This window comes from Pseudarthrobacter sp. fls2-241-R2A-127, assembly GCF_030209355.1.
Classification (GTDB): Bacteria; Actinomycetota; Actinomycetes; order Actinomycetales; family Micrococcaceae; genus Arthrobacter.
Genome location: NZ_JARVSF010000034.1, coordinates 1 through 16,911 on the forward strand (window position 1 = coordinate 1; position 16,911 = coordinate 16,911).

Consider the following 16,911-nt stretch of genomic DNA (forward strand, 5'->3'; position numbering starts at 1 on the left):
ACGGCGGCATGACGCTCATCCCCGAGATCCATTTCCCCACAAACCGTGAAGAGCCGGTAACCCCCCATCACCACCCGCCGCGCTCCCTCAGATCACCCGACACCACCTGATGACGCGTCCGGAGGGAACCGGCGGGAGGTGATGGGGCGTCGAGGGGGAACCGGCAGAACCTGATGGGGCGTCGATGGGGAGCGGCAGGAGGTGATGGGGCGTCGAGGGGGACCGGTGGGGGAGGAGCCGCTGCCCGTGTCTGGCGGTGACAGTGTCACGGTGGGACAATGTTGATCTTCCTTCGATTAGGGGGCCATTATGGCCGGCTTGGGAGCTCTTTTACCTGGCCGCCGCTCCCGGGCATCCATGCCCAGGCTCCTGGCGGTTTTACTCGTGCTTGCGATCGGCCTGCTGTTCGCTCCACCCGCCCATGCAGTGGACTACGGACATGACGTGTCCTGGCCGCAGTGCCCGGGAGGCCTCCCGATGCCCCCTGGAGATACGGAATTCGTGGTTGTGGGCCTGACGCACGGACTCGCCTTCACCGAAAACCCGTGCCTGGGCAGCCAATTCCAGTGGGTGCTCGATCATGGCGTCAGGGCCCAGGCGTACACCATGGCCACGTTTCCTACCGCGGCGCAGTACGAGACCTACAGCGACGACGGCCCCTACTCCATCAGCACCCGGCAGGACCGGTTGCGCAATGTTGGCTACGCCGAAGGGCGCGCAGCCATCTCCTCCCTCAATAAGGTGGGTTGGCGGCCGGAGCGGGTCTGGGTCGACGTCGAGCCCCGCCCGCAACAGCCGTGGCCCAGCTCGACAGCAAGTGAGCGGCAGGATAACCGGTACGTCATCTCAGGGCTCCTGGCTGCACTGGCTGACGCCGGCTACCCGCACGGGATCTACTCCTATTCCAGTGCTTGGGAATCCATCACCGGTTCGTGGCAGCTTGCCGACGTGCCGATCTGGTCACCGGCAGGGCGCCTCGACTTCGCCAGCGAAGCGTCCGACCTCTGCGTGAACCGCAGCTTCTCCGGGGGCACTGTTCATATGGCGCAATGGACCGATGGGACCTACGACTACGACATGACGTGCATCGGGGTCTACCAGGCCCACGTCACCACGATCGGGTGGCAGTCGAGCGTCTCTGATGGCGCTACCGCGGGGACTACCGGCCGGGCACTGCCGCTGGAGGCGCTGCGCCTGTCCGTGGCAGGGGACCGGCTGTCAGGCGACATTCTGTGGCGGGGGCAGGTGCAGGACATTGGCTGGCAGCCCTGGACGACGTCGGCGTCCCCGATTGGGACGACCGGCCTCGGCCTGCGGCTCGAGGCTTTCGAGTTGCGGCTGACCGGTGACCTGGCCTCGCATTACAGCATCAGGTACCGCGCGCACGTCGAGAACGTCGGCTGGCAGCCGTACGTGATGGACGGAGCCACGGCTGGCACCGTTGGGCGGGGCCTCCGGATGGAGGCTGTGTCGATCGAACTGGTTCCGAAGGTCGCGCCGGCATTCACCGCTGTCTACGCCGCCCACGTCCAGAACCTCGGCTGGATGGCGAACGTTTCGGACGGAACCGTCGCCGGGACTACAGGCTTGGCCCTCCGGGTCGAGGCGTTGCGGCTCAACGTATCCAGCACGGCCTATACCGGTGATATCGAGTGGCGGGGGCATGTGCAAAACATCGGCTGGCAGCCCTGGACCACGTCGGCCAATCCCATCGGCACAATCGGGCAGGGGCTGCGTTTGGAAGCGTTTGAAATCAGGCTCACTGGCGAGATGGCGAACCATTACAGCATCTACTACCGCGCCCACGTACAGGATTTCGGCTGGCAACAGTGGGTGGCCGACGGTGGAATGGCGGGCACCTCGGGCATGGGCAAACGGATCGAGGCCGTACAGATCCTCCTCGCGCCCAGGACGGGTGGCTAGTTCACCGGCCAGAATAGAAATGAATTGTTGAACAATCCGGTTTTTTAGGGCATTCTTGGTGAACCACCAATCCGAGACGGAGATCACATGCCCAGCATCGACCTGAACAGCGACGTCGGCGAATCGTTTGGAAACTGGTCCTTCGGCGATGACGCCGCCATTTTCGAGAGTGTTTCCAGCGCCAACGTGGCCTGCGGCTTCCACGCGGGTGATCCTGTGGGCATCATGGCCACCTGCCTGGCCGCCGCGAAGGCCGGCGTCACCGTGGGCGCCCATCCCGGGTACCGGGACCTGGCCGGATTCGGACGCCGTTTCGTGGACATGACCCCGGCGGAACTGACCGCTGACGTGGTCTACCAGATCGGCGCCGTCCAGGCCGTGGCCCTCGCCGCCGGAACCGCAGTCCGCTACGTCAAACCCCACGGCGCCCTCTACAACACGATCGTCAACCACCCCCGGCAAGCAGGCGCCGTGGTGGCCGCCATCCTCGCCGTTGACCCCACCCTTCCCCTCATGGTCCTGCCCAACTCCGAGATCCAGCGCCAAGCCGACGCCGCCGGACTGCGAACGGTCCCGGAGGCCTTCGCCGACCGCGCCTACAACCCTGACGGCACCCTGGTCTCCCGGCGCGAACCCGGCGCCGTTCTCCACGAGGTGAAGTACGTCGTCGAACATGTCCTGCGCCTGGCCACCGATGGCGTGGTCCGTGCTGTGGACGGATCACTGGTCCCGGTCGCAGCGGAAAGCATCTGCCTGCACGGCGACACGGCCGGCGCCGTGGCAATGGCCGCCGCCGTCCGCGCCGCCCTGGCGGACGCCGGCATCACCGTCCAGAGCTTCGCCTAGCCATGGCCGCCACACAACAGCAGCCGGCCACGATGGCCCCGGCGGCGGCCCTCACCGCGGTCAGGCCCGCCGGAGACCGGGCCATCCTGGTGGAACTGTCCTCCCTGGATACTGTGCTCAGCCTCCAGGCGCAACTGACGGCGCACCCCCGGCCGGGCCAGATCGACGTCATTGCCGCCGCCGGAACCGTGCTGATCACCGCGGATTCGCCCCACGCCCTGCGGGCGCTGGCCGCCCACGTCCGCAGCCTTGACCTTGAAGCGCCCGCGGAGGCTGACAGCACGCTGGTCACCATTGAGGTGGTGTACGACGGCGACGACCTGGACGAGGCCGCGGCGCTCACCGGCCTTGGCCGCGACGGTGTCGTGGCAGCCCACACGGACCAACTGTGGACTGCTGCCTTCGCCGGATTCGCCCCGGGCTTCGCCTACCTCACCGGCGAGAACTCCACCCTTGACGTACCGCGCCGACGTTCCCCGCGAACAGCCGTACCCGCCGGGGCCGTGGCCCTCGGTGGACCCTACTCGGCCATCTACCCCCGGCAATCACCGGGCGGCTGGCAGCTGATCGGACGGACCGACGCCACGCTCTGGGACCTCGGGCGCGACAACCCGGCGCTCATCCGCCCCGGTGATACCGTCCGTTTCGCCGCGGTCCGGGCCCAGGCCACCATGACCCGGCGGCCGGAACCGGCCGATGCCGCTGCCCGCCAGGCGCCCCATGGGGAACATGCCACCGCGGGCCTTGCCGTGCGCAAGCCGGGCCTCCAGGCCACCATCCAGGATCTGGGCCGGCCGGGCTACGCATCCCTGGGTGTCAGCAGCTCCGGTGCCATGGATCGGGGCGCCCTGCGCCGCGCCAACCGCCTGGTGGGCAACCCGGAGGACGCCGCGGGAGTCGAAATGCTCTTCGGCGGCCTGGAAATCGAAGCCCTGACCGACCAAGTCCTGGCCGTCACCGGCGCCAGCGTGCCGCTTGAGGTCACCCCGTCAGGGGACGCCAAGCAGCGGCCGACGGCGGTGCGGCAGCCGGCCTGCGACGCCCCCTTCGCGCTGCTGGCAGGGGAGCGGCTCACCGTGGGCGCACCCACCGCAGGACTCCGCTCCTACCTGGGGGTCCGCGGCGGGGTCACTGGGCCAACCGCCCTGGGAAGCCGCTCCACCGACACCATGTCCGGGCTGGGTCCTGACCCCCTCCAGGCGGGAAGCACCCTGCCCGTGGGTACCCCCACACCAGGCAGTGTCGTGGGCAACGCTGAAATTTCACCCCTCCCGGACCAAAGCCGCGCCACAGTGCTCCGCGTGGTGCCCGGACCACGCCAGGACTGGTTCAGCGAGGAGACCCTGGCGGCCTTCCTCGAACAGGAATGGACCGTTACGCCCAAGTCCAACCGGATCGGCCTGCGCCTCGACGGAGAAGCACTGACCCGCAGCACCGATGGCGAACTCGCCAGCGAAGGCACTGTCCGCGGCGCCGTACAGGTGCCACCGGAAGGGCAGCCGGTCCTCTTCCTCTCCGATCATCCGGTGACCGGCGGGTACCCGGTGATTGCCGTCGTCGTCCACGCTGACCTGGACAAAGCCGCCCAACTTCCGCCGGGTGCCACCGTGCGGTTCACCCCAGCATCCCCGGCAGAACAGCCCGAAACACCGAAGGAAAGCTTCCATGCGTAAAGTCCTCATTGCCAACCGCGGCGAAATTGCCGTCCGGATCGCCCGGGCCTGCGACGACGCAGGGCTGGACAGCGTGGCCGTCTACGCCGATCCCGATGCCGGCGCGCTGCACGTCTCCGCGGCCACCGAAGCCTACTCGCTGGCCGGCTCCCGGCCGCAGGAAACCTACCTGGACATCGAGAAGATCCTGGCGGTCGCCGCCAAAAGCGGTGCCGACGCCGTCCACCCGGGGTACGGCTTCCTGTCCGAGAACGCCGGCTTTGCCCAGGCCGTGATCGACGCCGGCCTGACCTGGATCGGGCCCTCGCCGGACACCATCCGGCTTTTGGGCGACAAGGTCAGTGCCCGTGAGGTGGCTGTCCGCGCCGGTGCCCCGCTGGCACCCGGCAGCGACGGCCCGGTGGCCAGTGCCGAAGAGGTCCGTGCCTTCGCCGAGCAGGTTGGCCTGCCCGTGGCCATCAAGGCTGCCTTCGGCGGCGGCGGACGCGGCCTCAAGGTGGTCCGGAACCTGGCCGACATCGAGGAAAGCTTCGACTCCGCAGTGCGCGAATCCCTGGCCGCCTTCGGCCGCAGCGAATGCTACGTGGAGAAGTTCCTGGACCGGCCCCGGCACGTGGAGGCCCAGGTCATCGCGGACACGCACGGCAACGTGGTGGTGGTGGGCACCCGTGACTGCTCGCTGCAGCGCCGCCACCAGAAACTCGTTGAGGAAGCGCCAGCCCCGTTCCTCACCCCCGAACAGCGAGCCGAAATCCATGCCTCGGCGAAGGCCATCTGCCGCGAAGCCGGATATGTCGGCGCAGGCACCGTGGAGTACCTGCTGGACGGCAGCGGTTTCCTCAGCTTCCTTGAGGTCAACACCCGCCTGCAGGTGGAGCACCCCATCACCGAGGAGACCTCGGGTGTGGACCTCGTCGCGGCCCAGTTGGCCATCGCAGCGGGGGAGAAGCTTCCCATCCTCGAAGATCCGGAACCGCGGGGGCACGCCTTTGAGTTCCGGATCAACGCCGAGGATCCCGGCCGTGGCTTCCTGCCATCCCCGGGCACCGTGGACTCCTTCGAGGCGCCCACCGGGCCTGGGATCCGGCTGGATACCGGTGTCCGTGCGGGGTCAACGGTGCCGGGGCAGTTCGATTCCCTGCTCGCCAAGCTCGTGGTGACCGGCGCGGACCGGCAACAGGCCCTCCGCCGCGCCCGGCGCGCCCTGGGCGAGTTCCGCATCGGCGGGCTGGCCACCGTGCTGCCGTTCCACCGGGCGGTGGTGGACGCCCCGGACTTCACCGGCGCGGACGCCCTGGGCGTCTACACAACGTGGATCGAGAGCGAATTCGCCGCCGACCTGGACGCGGATCCCGCCTTCAGCCCCGCCGCCCCGGAGGAACCGCGCCGCACCATCGGCATCGAGGTGGATGGCAAGCGGATGGAGCTGGGACTTCCCGCGGCGCTGCTGGACGCGCTGCTCGACGGCGGCGGCCGGCGTGGTGCCGAGGCCCCGGAGCGGAGCGCGGCTGCTCCGGCGGAGAAGAACGACGGCGACCTCCTGGCCACCATGGCCGGCACGGTGGTCAAGTGGCTGGCCGAGCCCGGGACCAGTGTGGCGGAAGGAGACACCGTGCTGGTGCTCGAGGCCATGAAGATGGAGACGGCCGTGGCCGCCCACCGCGCCGGCACGCTGGGGGAGCAGTTCGCCGCCGCGGGCGACGCCGTAGCACCGGGACAGGTGCTGGCCACTATCGGCTGAGCCGAGCCCGCGTGACGGGCCCTGTGCCTTGGCGCGGGCCCGGGCCGATATCGTGGTGCCATGACGTTTGACGAGGTGCTGGCCGATCTCCAGGCCCAGGCCAGGACCACAAAGCACGCCGAAACCGGGCTCTGGGTGGCCGCGCAGCTCCGCAGCCGCATCGAAGCCGGCCAACTCAAGCCCGGATCCAAGCTCGCCGAGGAAGCCCTCCGCGAGGCCTTGGGCGTGTCCCGGAATACCCTCCGGGAAGCGTTCGCCGCCCTGCACTCGGAACATATCGTCACCCGCATTCCCAACCGCGGCGTGTTCGTCGCGCACCCCACGGCGGACGACATCCGCGAAATCTACCGTGTCCGCCGCTTCCTGGAGCCCTCGGCGGTACTGTGGTCCGGCGCGGTCTCCCCGGAACCGCTGGCAGCGATCGTCAAAGCGGCCAGGGCTGCCGCCGCGGACGGCGACATCCCCGGCATGGCAGGGGCCAACCAGGACTTCCACCGTGCCATCGTGGACCGCGCCGGCAGTGAACGCCTGAACAGCCTCATGGACCAGGTGCTGGCCGAAATGCGGCTGGTGTTCCACTCGATGGCCGCCAATCCCGCCTTCCACGAACCCTACGTGGAGGACAACGCCAAGATCGTGGAGCTCCTGGAGAACGGGGATCTGGCCGCGGCAGCGGACTTCCTGGCCAATTACCTGGAGCGCGCTGAAGCCCAGCTGCTCGCCGCCGTCGGCCACTGACCTGATCCCTTCCGCAGGCGGGGTTGCAGGATTGTTGAACAAAACGCTATGCTGTGGATCACACCGTTGGCCTGCAGCACCCACAATCCTGCAGCCCTGACGTGACCGGGGCTCCCGCCCCTCGGCGCCGCCCCACCGAAAAAACCAGGGGCACAGACGCGCCGGCCCCACTTTCGCAGACCCATCAAGGGTCCCCTGGGAAGGGATAATCATGCTTGTACTCATCGGGGTGCTGCTGGTGGTCGTTGGCTTCGCCATCCGCCTGAACCCCCTGATTGTCGTCACCGTCGCGGGCATCGTCACCGCGCTGCTGGGCGGCATGAACCCCGCGCAGATCCTCGATTCGTTCGGCACCGGCTTCGCCAGCAGCCGCTCGGTCACCATCTTCGTGGCGGTGCTGCCGGTGGTGGGCATCATCGAGTTCTTCGGTCTGCAGGAGCAAGCCAAAACCCTCATCGGCCGGCTCGCCAAACTGACCGCCGGGCGCGTCCTGATCGGCTACCTGGCCGTCCGCCAGATCACCGCAGCCGTGGGCCTGACCAGCATCGGCGGCCACGCCCAGACCGTCCGCCCGCTGGTGTTCCCGATGGCTGAAGGGGCAGCGCTGCGCCGCTACGGCCACGTGCCGGAAAAGATCAGCGAGAAGATCAAGGGCCATGCGGCCGGCGCCGATAACGTGGGTGTCTTCTTTGGCGAGGACGTGTTCGTGGCCGTTGGCTCCATCCTGCTGATCACCACGTTCGTGGACACCACCTACCACCTGCACCTGGAACCGCTCCAACTGGCGCTCTGGGCCATCCCCAGCGCCATCGCCGCTTTCCTGATCCACGGCTTCAGGCTGCTGCGCCTGGACAAGCAGCTGGACAAGGAATACCGCGAGTTTGAGCTCACCGCCGCACTGGAAACCGCAGGAGAAGCCAAATGATCAACGTTGAAGCCGTTTACTGGCTGGTGGGCATCCTGTTCGTCGCGTGGGCATCACTGATCGCCGCGGACACCAACCACCCGCGCCGCTGGGGCAGCGCTGCTTTCTGGGGCCTGCTGGGACTGTGCTTTTTCTACAGCACCTGGGTCCAGGCAGGAACCGCGCCCGCCTGGATCCTGGGCGTCGCCGTCCTGGTCCTGGTGGTACTGGCATCCACCGGCCTGCTGGGCCACGGCAAGCACCGCACCTCCACCGGGCCGGAACGCGAGTCCTACGCAAAGCGCTTCGGCAACAAGCTGTTCATCCCGGCCCTGACCCTGCCCCTGGTCACCGTGATCCTGGTGCTCGCCGCACCGGTGCTGTCCATCGGCGGCACACCGCTGCTCGATCCCAAGAACACCACGCTGGTGGCGCTGGCCATCGGTGCCGTGGCCGCCGTCGTCGTCGCCCTCCTGATCCTGAAACCCAAGAACCCTGCCACGCCGCTGTTCGAAAGCCGCCGCATCCTCGAATCCATCGGCTGGGCCGCGCTGCTGCCGCAGATGCTCACCACGCTGGGCATCCTCTTCACCAAGGCAGGGGTGGGCACCGCGGTGGGCACCCTGGCATCAGGGCTGCTGCCCAAGGGCTCGCTGATCGCGGGCGTGCTGGTGTACTGCATCGGCATGTTCCTCTTCACCGTGCTGATGGGCAACGGCTTCGCGGCGTTCCCCATCATGACGGCCGCGATCGGCTGGCCCGTGCTGGTGCAGGGATTCCACGGCGACCCGGCCATCATCTTCGCGATCGGCATGCTCGCCGGTTTCTGCGGCACGCTCTGCACCCCCATGGCCGCCAACTTCAACCTGGTGCCGTCCGCGCTGCTGGAAATGAAGAACAAGTACGGCGTCATCACGGCGCAGGTGGGCACGGCCATCCCGCTGCTGGCGGTCAACATCGCACTGATGTACTTCCTGGCCTTCCACTAGGCCCTTCCCGCAAAGGAGCACCATGGACAACGATCTTCGCGCACAGCAGGCACCCGGCTACGCGGCCGTGGTGCTGAACAACCTTTCCGAACCCTTCCCGCACTCCGCGCACCACACCCAGGTTTCCGCCGCGGACCGGCCCACCCCGGAGCAGATCCACCCCGCGTTCTACACCTCCTTCGACTGGCACTCCTGCGTCCACATGCACTGGCTGGGGGCCAGCCTGCTGGGGTCTGCCTCCGAGCCGTCTGCCGCCGGGGCAGCCCCGGAGGGGGCGTCCGACGGCGGCACGGCAGCTTGGGTGGACAGCTCCACGGCGGCGTCGCTCCGGAAAGCGCTGGGCGCCAACCTGACACCGGTCAAGCTGGCGGTGGAGCGGGATTACCTGCTGGCCAACCCCTCCTGGGAGCGTCCGTATGGCTGGGCATGGCTGATGCGGCTGGCCGCCACCTGTTCCTCATCCTCCGATGCACAGCTTCGGGAATGGGGCTCCGCGCTGGAGCCACTCGTGGACGCGGTGGCGGAGCTCAGCGTGGCATGGATGGCCAAGGCCCAGTACCCCGTCCGGCACGGACTGCACACCAACGCGGCGTTCGGCGTCGGCTACATGCTGGATGCTTTCCGGTCACTGGGCCGGGATGAGGCTGCTGCGGCCTGCGAGGAAGCGGCCCGCACCTGGTTCGCGAACGACCGCGGCTGGCCGGGCGACTGGGAGCTCAGCGGCCAGGACTTCCTCTCCGCCGGGCTCAGCGAGGCGGACCTGATGCGCCGCGTCCTGCCCGCCGGCGAGTTTGCCGCCTGGTTCGCGGCGTTCCTCCCCGGACTTTCCGCGGAGTCCCGGATCCTGCAGCCTGTCAGCGTCACGGACGAGACCGACGGCTACCTGGTGCACCTCCACGGGCTGAACCTGACCCGCGCCGGACAGGTGGCCCGGGTCATCGCCACGCTCCGCGGCTCCTCCCATCCTGAGGCGTCCGCGGCCGCGGCAGTGCTCAGCGAGGCACTCGATCCGCTGTTGAAGGCCGGGCTCTCCGGGCTGGAGAGTGGCGACTTCATGTCCACGCACTGGCTGGCCAGCTTCGCCTGGGACGCTCTGGGCTCCGTGGCGGCGCTGGACTGAGGCTGCTGTGGACTGAGGCTGCGCTGGCGGGAGCTGGGCTGGCGGGAGACGCTGCAAAGGCCGGCCGCTCACCGGCGGCGCAGTCACACTCCGTTCGTAGCCCCGCGACCATGCACGCCGGGCCACGGCGGGTTAGTCTTGCTGCACCACGCTGGAATGCGTGACCTGGGAGCAGCGGGCAGGGTTGTAATGAGCTGACTGTCCGCCCGCGAGCCCAGAGGAAGCCCATGCGCCAGCACGTCAGCACCTGCTTGTCAGACCCTGCAGTGGCCGGTGAAACCGCAACGCTCAAACCCCGGCGGAAACGAACCAGGCACCCCCGGCTCGCCGTGGGGGACCGGGTACGCTTCGCCGAGGGAACCCTGTCCGGAACCGGCATGGTGGACGCCGTGACCTCCGACTACTCCGTTATCTGGGTGTGGACCGACGAAGGCCAGGGCCGGCGCATGTTCCTGCAGGGCTACGGAAGCATCGTCACCGCGCTCTAGGTCCGCGGGCAGGCCCGGGGGCCTACCTTCTGTCGAGCTCCCCGGAACGCCTTGCCCGCCGCTCGTCGGCCTGGAGGATGCCATCGCGGACCGCGGCGCGGATCACGCCGTACAGGACGTAGAAGAAGATCGCCCCGAAGAGCACAAACAGGACAAGCCCGGTCAAGTCACCCATCCGTGCGCCCCTCCTCCGGCCAGTACGGCTGAACAGACGCCGCAGCCTGCCGCAAGGTCCCGCCGTCGAGCATGAGGGACGTTTCCTGCAGGCCGAAGTCGGTCCACTGGGCCACCAGCCTGAGGTCCCCGGCAGGCGGCAGCGGCCACAGCCAGAGGGTCCCGGTGCCGGAGAATTCGTCGTCCCCGCCGCCGCCACCTCCGCCGTTCAGTGCGACGGCCGGCGGTTTTGGGTCGGTGCCCTGTTCCATCAACCCGTAGGGAATTTGGACGCCGGTGCTGGCCTTCGAGCCGTCGGGGAATTCGACGCCGAACATCAGCCCGGTCTGCCGGCCACTGCCGCGGCGGATGCCCCTGCCGGAGTGGAAGAACAAGTCCTGCAGATCGGCCCAGTCTTCGTCGGACTGCTCGCCACGGCGGAGGACCCAGGACAGGTTGAACACGCACCCGGTAGAGAACACGTCCGCGCTTTCGACCGCCACCACCATGTGGGGCGTCCGGCTCACGAACTTGCCAAGGTGGACGGCGGCCGGCAGCTCGTAAGCGGGAGCGGCCACCCACGGCGGCGGGACATGGCGTTGGGACCGCGGCCGGGGCGGCAGGGGCGGGACGGGAAAGTCCTGGAAGAAGGTCATGAATGGTCCTTGGGTCCGCTGGCTTGCGACCGACCAGCGGAAACAGCGGCAGCGCCGCCCTGGATCCCCCAATCCGTCCTTGCCCGGCCAGTCTAGCGGCATGCCTCAGGGCCGGGTGGCCTCCTCCAGGATTTCCAGCAGATGGCGGTAGGAGCGGCCGGTGGCCTTGGACATCCCCAGCTCGCACGTGCGGTTGGTGGAGGCGTAGGCGTCGAACTCCCGCTCGTTGATCTCGCGGGCCTGCAGGCCTGTGGCGGAGTCCGTCAGTTCCGGGTGGAGCAGGCCGCGGTCGCCCGCGAACGCGCAGCAGCCCCAGCTCGGCGGCACGAACACATCGTCCGTCACAGCCCGGGCGATCTCCATCAGGGCCGGGTTGCTCCCCAGCTGGGTGGATGAGCACGTGGGGTGCAGGGCGATCGAACCCAGCGGTGCAGTCACCGTGAGCCGGTCCAGGACGTGCTGGTGCACGAACTCCACCGAGTCAACAAAACGCAGCCCGGCGTACCGTTCCTCGCCCGCAGCCGCGAGCCGCTTCATGGTGTCCAAACCTTCCGTGCAGGAGGCGGCATCGCACACCACCGGCAGCACGCCCCGTCCGCTGGCCTCGTACAGCCGGTCCAGGACCTTATCCGTCATGGCCTCGTAGCCCTGGGCGAAGCCCTTCGACTTCCAGGGGGTGCCGCAGCACAGGCTGTCGATGCCGTCCGGAACGGTAACCCCCACGCCTGCGCGTTCGCAGAGGTCCAGGAAGGCCTGGGCCGATCCCTTCGCCGCGCCTTCAGGCGCATCGCCCGGGCCGAACATGGTGCCGATGCAGGCGGGGAAGAACACGGCGATGCTGTCCGGATCCCGGCGTGCCCGGCGCCGGGAACCGCCGCCGGGCAGCACGGAGTGGTAGTCGGGCACCGCTTCGGACCCTAGCAGGGCACGGCCGACGGCGGTCGCGGCCTTGGGCAGCGGCGCCGGCAGTGCTTTGGCTACAGTCAGGGCCAGCCCACCGCCGGCGGTCACGGCGCCCCAGTTTTCGGCGGCCTTGTTCCAGCCGGCCGCGGCGAGGGTGTTCGCGTTTTCCTTGCGCAGCCGCCGTACCAGGTCGCCGGTGTTGATCAGCACCGGGCAGGCAGTGACGCACATGCCGTCCGCAGCGCAGGTCTGCACGCCGTCGTAGTCATAGTCCTTGCGCAGGCTGGCGGCGAGGCCGTGGTCCCCGCGCTGCTCAGCGGCAGCAATGTCGCGCCGAAGCACAATGCGTTGGCGGGGCGTCAGCGTGATGTCCTTACTGGGGCAGACCGGTTCGCAGTAGCCGCACTCGACGCAGCGGTCCACTTCCTCCTCCACCGTCGGCGCCACCTTGAGGTTCTCGATGTAGGAGAGCGGCTCGTCGGCGAGCAGCACGCCCGGGTTCAGGAGGTTGGGCGGGTCGATCAGCCGCTTGATCTCCTGCATGACGCCGTAGAGCTCGTCGCCGTACTGGCGGCGGACGAACGGCGCCATGATGCGCCCGGTGCCATGCTCGGCCTTGAGCGAGCCGCCGGAGCCGAGCACCAGGTCCACCATCTCGTCGGTGAAGGCCTGGTAGCGCAGCAGCTGGGTGGGGTCGTCAAAACGCTCGTTGAGCATGAAGTGGACGTTCCCGTCCTTCGCGTGCCCAAAGATCACCGATTCCTCGTAGCGGTGCTCGCGGAAAAGCCGCGTCAGCTCCCCGCAGGTGTCCGCGAGGGCGGGGACCGGCACCACAATGTCTTCCAGCAACGCGTTGGTTCCCGAGGGGCGGGCACCGGCCACAGCCGTGTACAGGCCCTTGCGCACATGCCAGAGGGCGGCTCGGTCCTTGGGGTCAGAGGTTAACGAGAAGGGCGTGGCCAGGTCCAGCGAGTCGAACAGCTGCTGCGAGCCTGCGCGCTTGCCTGACAGTTCGGCGGCGTCCGAGCCCTGGTGTTCCACCAGCAGCGCGGCGTGTCCTTGGACCGGCAGCGTCCGAATGGCAGCCGGGGCGTCGGCGGCTGCCTGCGCCACCTTCAACGCTGCCGCGTCCATGAGCTCGATGGTGGCCAGGCCGCTGGACACCAGGTCCGGCAGGGCACCCATCGCCGCGTCCAGGGTGTTGAAGACCAGCAGCCCGGTGGCGGCTGCCGGCTTGACCTCGACGGTCCGGAAGACGGCCTCGGCCACGAAGCCCAGGGTTCCCTCGCTGCCGATCATCAGGTGCATCAGGATGTCCACGGGACGCTCGTAGTCCAGGAAGGAGTTCACGCCATAGCCCATGGTGTTCTTCATCGAAAACAGCGAACGGATGATCCGGACGGACTCATCGTTGCCCACCACCCGGCGGCGCAGCCTCAGCAGTCCCTCGTGGAGCTCCGGTTCCAGCGCGTGCAACCGCCGGTCGGCGTCGGCGTCCGCGGTGTCGATCACGGTTCCTGAGGGCAGCACCAGCACCATCGATTCCAGTGTCCGGTAGGTGTTGAACTCGGTGCCGCACGCCATCCCGGAGGAGTTGTTCGCGATGACACCGCCCACGGTGCAGGCGATCTCGCTGGCAGGATCCGGGCCGAGCTTGCGTCCAAAGGCGGCCAGCCGGGCGTTGACGCTGCGCACCGTGGCACCGGGCTGGACGCGGACCCTGGCACCGCCGTCGAGCACCTCGATGCCGCGGAAATGCTGGCGGGTGTTGATCAGCAGGCTGTCGCTCAGGGCCTGGCCGGAGAGGCTGGTGCCGCCCGACCGGAAGGTGGCGGGAAGCCCCAGTTCGCGGCTGCGCCGCAAGAGGGCGCCGACGTCGGCGGCGTTGCGTGGGGTGGCTACGCCTTGTGGGACCAAGAGGTAGTGCGAGGCATCGTGGGCCATGGCATGGCGCTCCAGGTCCCGCGTGCTGACGGTCTCCAGGCCCAGCTGCCGGATGGGGGATTCGGCTCCTGCCGCTGTGGTTCTCATGCGTGCTCCAAGAAAAATCAGGTGATGGTGCGCGGCGGGGTGGCGTCCCCGGCCCGCTGGTAGAACCATTCGATGTGCTCACGCAGCAGGCGCGCGGCGAGCTCGCCGTCCCGGGACTGGATGGCATCGAAGATTCCATGGTGTTGGGTACGCAGGACTGCCAGGACGGCCGGCCAGTCCTCCATGGCATCCATTGCGCCCTTCACGTAGCCCACGATCGAACCGCTGAGGGATTCCATGATGGTGGCCATTACCTCGTTGCCCGCGAGGGAGCTCAGCGCCACGTGGAACCGGGCGTCCAGCTCGTGGAAGGTTGCCCGGTCCAGCTCCGGCTGGTCCATGGCGTCAAGCAGTTGGGCCGCCTCTTTCCGCTCCGCGTCCCCGCCGTCGCGCGCCGCGCCGGCACGGGCAGTCCAGGTCTCCAGGAGGATACGGGTCTGGACGATGTCCTGGACCGGCAGCCGGTTACTGGCAACATGCAGCCGGAGGGCGGAGGAGAGGCCGGCGGAGGGATCGGAGACCACGATGGCGCCGGAGGTGGGACCGGAGCCCACCGAGCTGCGGACCACGCCCATGGCGTCCAGGATGCGGATGGCTTCGCGCACGGACGCCCTGGAGATGCCGTAGTTTTCGGCCAGGGTGCGCTCGCCGGGGAGCCGGTCGCCCACCTTGATTTTGCCGTCCCGAAGGTCCGCTTCAATGTCCTTCAGGAGCGCATCGTGGGTTCGGGGGCGGGGTGCTGCTCCGGCTGCGGCGGTTGTCACGGGCCATCCTTTGAGTGGGGGAGTGCGGGCCGGCGGCCCGCACTCCGGTTGTGCGCGGGTGGGAGGGCTACGGAAGCATCCAGCCCAGGACAGGGGTGGACTGCAGGTAGACGACGGTGCACAGCACCAGGAGCAGCCCCACGCTCCATCCGACTACCTTACGCAGAAGGACCGACTCCTGGCCGTCAAGGTTGACGGCGGTGGCGGCAATGGCGAGGTTCTGCGGGCTGATGAGTTTGCCCACCACGCCGCCGGCCGTGTTGCCGGCCACGAGCAGGTTCGGATCGATGCCGGCATTCACGCCGGCGGTCTGCTGCAGCTTGGCAAACAGGGCGTTCGCAGAAGTATCCGAACCCGTCACGGCCGTGCCCAGCCACCCGAGCACGGGGGAGAGGAACGCGAAGAAACTGCCGGTGCCGGCCAGCCAGACGCCGATCGAGACCGTCTGGCCGGAGTTGTTCATGACGTAGGCCAGGGCCAGCACGGTGATGATGGTGAGCCCGGCCCAGCGCATCTTGAAGATGGTCCGGCCAATTTCGGCCACGGCGTTGCCTGCGGTCATGGAGAAGCGGCCGTGGTCATCGAAGCGGGCATAGACCACGGCGACAATCAGGCCCGTGATCAGCAGGAGCGTTCCGGGGCTGGACAGCCACTGGAAGACGTAGGTAGTGGAGGACAGCGGCTTGCCGTCGGCGCCTACCAGGGCGTCGTGGAGGACGGGCCACGGGATCTTGACGTCGGTGGCGGCGAGGGCGGCGGGAAGGTCGACGCCGAGCTTCCATAGTTTGGCGATGCCGAACACCACAATGACGAGGAAGTAGGGGAACAGTGCGAGCCAGGTGCGTGCGGGGGTGAGGCCTTCGCGCCCGGCCGCCGGAAGGGTGGCGACGCTGCCTGCGCCGGTGCTTCCCGGAGCCTGGTTCTTCGACGTGGTGCCGCCGGCAGTGGCCGCTACGGCTGCGCCCAGCCGGTCACGCGCGGCCGCGGTGCCCCTGGGCTTCCAGAAGCGGAAGAACAGGACAGCCGCACCGAGGCCCACCAGCGAGGCCATGATGTCGGTGAGTTCATAGGAGAAGAAGTTGGAGCAGAGGAACTGCGCTACGGCGAAGGAGAATCCGACGACCAGAGCCGCGGGCCAGCAGTCCTTCAAACCCTTGCGGCCGTCCAGGATGAAGAGCAGGATCAGCGGAACGAAGGTGGCCAGCAGCGGGGCCTGGCGGCCCACCATGGCGCCGATGTCCGTCGCGTGCAGGCCGGTGAGCCCGGCGGCCGTGGTGATCGGGATGGCCATGGCGCCGAAAGCCACGGGAGCGGTGTTGGCCACCAGCACGGCGGCGGCGGCCCGGAGCGGAGGAAGGCCCAGGGCCAGCAGCATGGTGGCGGTGATGGCCACCGGCGCGCCGAAGCCGGCAAGGGCCTCGAGCAGGCCGCCGAAGCAGAACGCGATCAGGACTCCCTGCAGGCGGACGTCACCTCCGCCGATCACATCGAAGACCCGGCGGAGGTCTTCAAAGCGGCCGCTGAGTACCGTCACCTGGTAGAGCCAGACGGCCATGACCACGATCCAGAGCACGGGGAAGGCGCCGAAAACGCCGCCTTGGGTTGCGGACAGGAGTGCCAGGCCGGCCGGCATCTTGAAGGCCAGGATGCCGACAACCAGGGCCACCAGAAGGGCGAACCCGCCGGCCACGTGGGCTTTGGTCTTTGCAACGGCGAGAAGGAGAAAGAAGGTCAGCAGCGGCAGCAGGGCGACGATGGCCGACCAGGCGACGCTGTTCAGCACCGGATCGGTGCTGGGGGTGAAGTGGTCCACGGAGTTCCTCCACGATGAGGGCGATGGGGATGTCTTTGGTCAGACCACTATGGTCCGACCACGGAAGTGTAGCCCACAATCTGTCGCCGGTGTGAGCCGGTTCACCATTTGGCGTGGGGGTTGAAAGTGGCAGCCATCACGTGGTCTACTGTGGTCAGACCATACGCTC

Annotated in this window: 14 protein-coding genes; 9 read left to right on the plus strand and 5 right to left on the minus strand. The window is 68.3% G+C overall.

What is annotated here, in order from left to right:
- Positions 1-477 precede the first annotated feature (477 nt).
- The 9 genes from QRN53_RS18285 to QRN53_RS18325 all read left to right on the plus strand — a co-directional run bounded on the left by QRN53_RS18285 (position 478) and on the right by QRN53_RS18325 (position 10,422).
- A complete protein-coding gene (locus QRN53_RS18285) occupies positions 478-1,923 on the plus strand; it encodes a hypothetical protein (RefSeq protein ID WP_285245229.1) in 1,446 nt (481 codons plus the stop codon).
- An 87-nt stretch (positions 1,924-2,010) separates the two neighbouring features.
- The gene (locus tag QRN53_RS18290) at positions 2,011-2,769 is read left to right on the plus strand and encodes a LamB/YcsF family protein (RefSeq protein WP_285245230.1); all 759 of its coding nucleotides are present in this window, start codon (positions 2,011-2,013) and stop codon (positions 2,767-2,769) included.
- 2 nt (positions 2,770-2,771) lie between these two features.
- Entirely contained in the window at positions 2,772-4,442 is a 1,671-nt protein-coding gene (locus tag QRN53_RS18295) for a 5-oxoprolinase subunit B/C family protein (RefSeq protein WP_285245231.1), read from the plus strand.
- Positions 4,435-6,183: an acetyl/propionyl/methylcrotonyl-CoA carboxylase subunit alpha gene (locus tag QRN53_RS18300; protein ID WP_285245232.1), complete on the plus strand. Its 1,749-nt coding sequence runs from the start codon at positions 4,435-4,437 to the stop codon at positions 6,181-6,183. Before QRN53_RS18295 ends, QRN53_RS18300 begins: the two co-directional genes overlap by 8 nt.
- A gap of 60 nt (positions 6,184-6,243) precedes the next feature.
- A complete protein-coding gene (locus QRN53_RS18305) occupies positions 6,244-6,921 on the plus strand; it encodes a GntR family transcriptional regulator (RefSeq protein WP_285245233.1) in 678 nt (225 codons plus the stop codon).
- A gap of 211 nt (positions 6,922-7,132) precedes the next feature.
- Positions 7,133-7,846 (plus strand): DUF969 domain-containing protein, encoded by a 714-nt coding sequence (locus tag QRN53_RS18310; protein WP_285245234.1) that lies wholly within the window; start codon positions 7,133-7,135, stop codon positions 7,844-7,846.
- Complete coding sequence (locus QRN53_RS18315) at positions 7,843-8,814, plus strand: DUF979 domain-containing protein (protein ID WP_285245235.1); 972 nt, start codon at positions 7,843-7,845, stop codon at positions 8,812-8,814. Before QRN53_RS18310 ends, QRN53_RS18315 begins: the two co-directional genes overlap by 4 nt.
- A 22-nt stretch (positions 8,815-8,836) precedes the next feature.
- Positions 8,837-9,934 (plus strand): DUF2891 family protein, encoded by a 1,098-nt coding sequence (locus QRN53_RS18320; RefSeq protein ID WP_285245236.1) that lies wholly within the window; start codon positions 8,837-8,839, stop codon positions 9,932-9,934.
- Positions 9,935-10,161: 227 nt separating this feature from the next.
- Positions 10,162-10,422 carry a hypothetical protein gene (locus QRN53_RS18325; RefSeq protein WP_285245237.1) on the plus strand — a complete coding sequence of 87 codons (261 nt, stop codon included), beginning with the start codon at positions 10,162-10,164 and terminating at the stop codon, positions 10,420-10,422.
- A gap of 22 nt (positions 10,423-10,444) precedes the next feature.
- On the opposite strand, the gene QRN53_RS18330 is transcribed toward QRN53_RS18325, so the two are convergent.
- From QRN53_RS18330 to QRN53_RS18350, 5 genes are all read right to left on the minus strand, one after another.
- The gene (locus QRN53_RS18330; protein WP_285245238.1) at positions 10,445-10,597 is read right to left on the minus strand and encodes a hypothetical protein; all 153 of its coding nucleotides are present in this window, start codon (positions 10,595-10,597) and stop codon (positions 10,445-10,447) included.
- The gene (locus tag QRN53_RS18335) at positions 10,590-11,231 is read right to left on the minus strand and encodes a hypothetical protein (protein WP_285245239.1); all 642 of its coding nucleotides are present in this window, start codon (positions 11,229-11,231) and stop codon (positions 10,590-10,592) included. Before QRN53_RS18335 ends, QRN53_RS18330 begins: the two co-directional genes overlap by 8 nt.
- A gap of 105 nt (positions 11,232-11,336) precedes the next feature.
- Positions 11,337-14,165, minus strand: a complete 2,829-nt coding sequence (locus QRN53_RS18340) for an FAD-binding and (Fe-S)-binding domain-containing protein (protein ID WP_285245240.1) — start codon at positions 14,163-14,165, stop codon at positions 11,337-11,339.
- Between the two features lie 17 nt (positions 14,166-14,182).
- Positions 14,183-14,929 carry a FadR/GntR family transcriptional regulator gene (locus QRN53_RS18345; RefSeq protein WP_285245241.1) on the minus strand — a complete coding sequence of 249 codons (747 nt, stop codon included), beginning with the start codon at positions 14,927-14,929 and terminating at the stop codon, positions 14,183-14,185.
- A gap of 67 nt (positions 14,930-14,996) precedes the next feature.
- On the minus strand, positions 14,997-16,742 hold the full coding sequence (locus QRN53_RS18350) for an L-lactate permease (RefSeq protein WP_285245242.1): 1,746 nt from the start codon (positions 16,740-16,742) through the stop codon (positions 14,997-14,999).
- Positions 16,743-16,911 lie beyond the last annotated feature (169 nt).

Bases quoted from the DNA above. Each gene is read 5' to 3' on its own strand.
- QRN53_RS18330 (WP_285245238.1), bottom strand. From the start codon at position 10,597: ATGGGTGACTTGACCGGGCTTGTCCTGTTTGTGCTCTTCGGGGCGATC.
- QRN53_RS18340 (WP_285245240.1), bottom strand. From the start codon at position 14,165: ATGAGAACCACAGCGGCAGGAGCCGAATCCCCCATCCGGCAGCTGGGC.
- QRN53_RS18320 (WP_285245236.1), top strand. From the start codon at position 8,837: ATGGACAACGATCTTCGCGCACAGCAGGCACCCGGCTACGCGGCCGTG.
- QRN53_RS18290 (WP_285245230.1), top strand. From the start codon at position 2,011: ATGCCCAGCATCGACCTGAACAGCGACGTCGGCGAATCGTTTGGAAAC.
- QRN53_RS18295 (WP_285245231.1), top strand. From the start codon at position 2,772: ATGGCCGCCACACAACAGCAGCCGGCCACGATGGCCCCGGCGGCGGCC.
- QRN53_RS18310 (WP_285245234.1), top strand. From the start codon at position 7,133: ATGCTTGTACTCATCGGGGTGCTGCTGGTGGTCGTTGGCTTCGCCATC.
- QRN53_RS18305 (WP_285245233.1), top strand. From the start codon at position 6,244: ATGACGTTTGACGAGGTGCTGGCCGATCTCCAGGCCCAGGCCAGGACC.
- QRN53_RS18335 (WP_285245239.1), bottom strand. From the start codon at position 11,231: ATGACCTTCTTCCAGGACTTTCCCGTCCCGCCCCTGCCGCCCCGGCCG.
- QRN53_RS18325 (WP_285245237.1), top strand. From the start codon at position 10,162: ATGCGCCAGCACGTCAGCACCTGCTTGTCAGACCCTGCAGTGGCCGGT.
- QRN53_RS18285 (WP_285245229.1), top strand. From the start codon at position 478: ATGCCCCCTGGAGATACGGAATTCGTGGTTGTGGGCCTGACGCACGGA.
- QRN53_RS18300 (WP_285245232.1), top strand. From the start codon at position 4,435: ATGCGTAAAGTCCTCATTGCCAACCGCGGCGAAATTGCCGTCCGGATC.
- QRN53_RS18315 (WP_285245235.1), top strand. From the start codon at position 7,843: ATGATCAACGTTGAAGCCGTTTACTGGCTGGTGGGCATCCTGTTCGTC.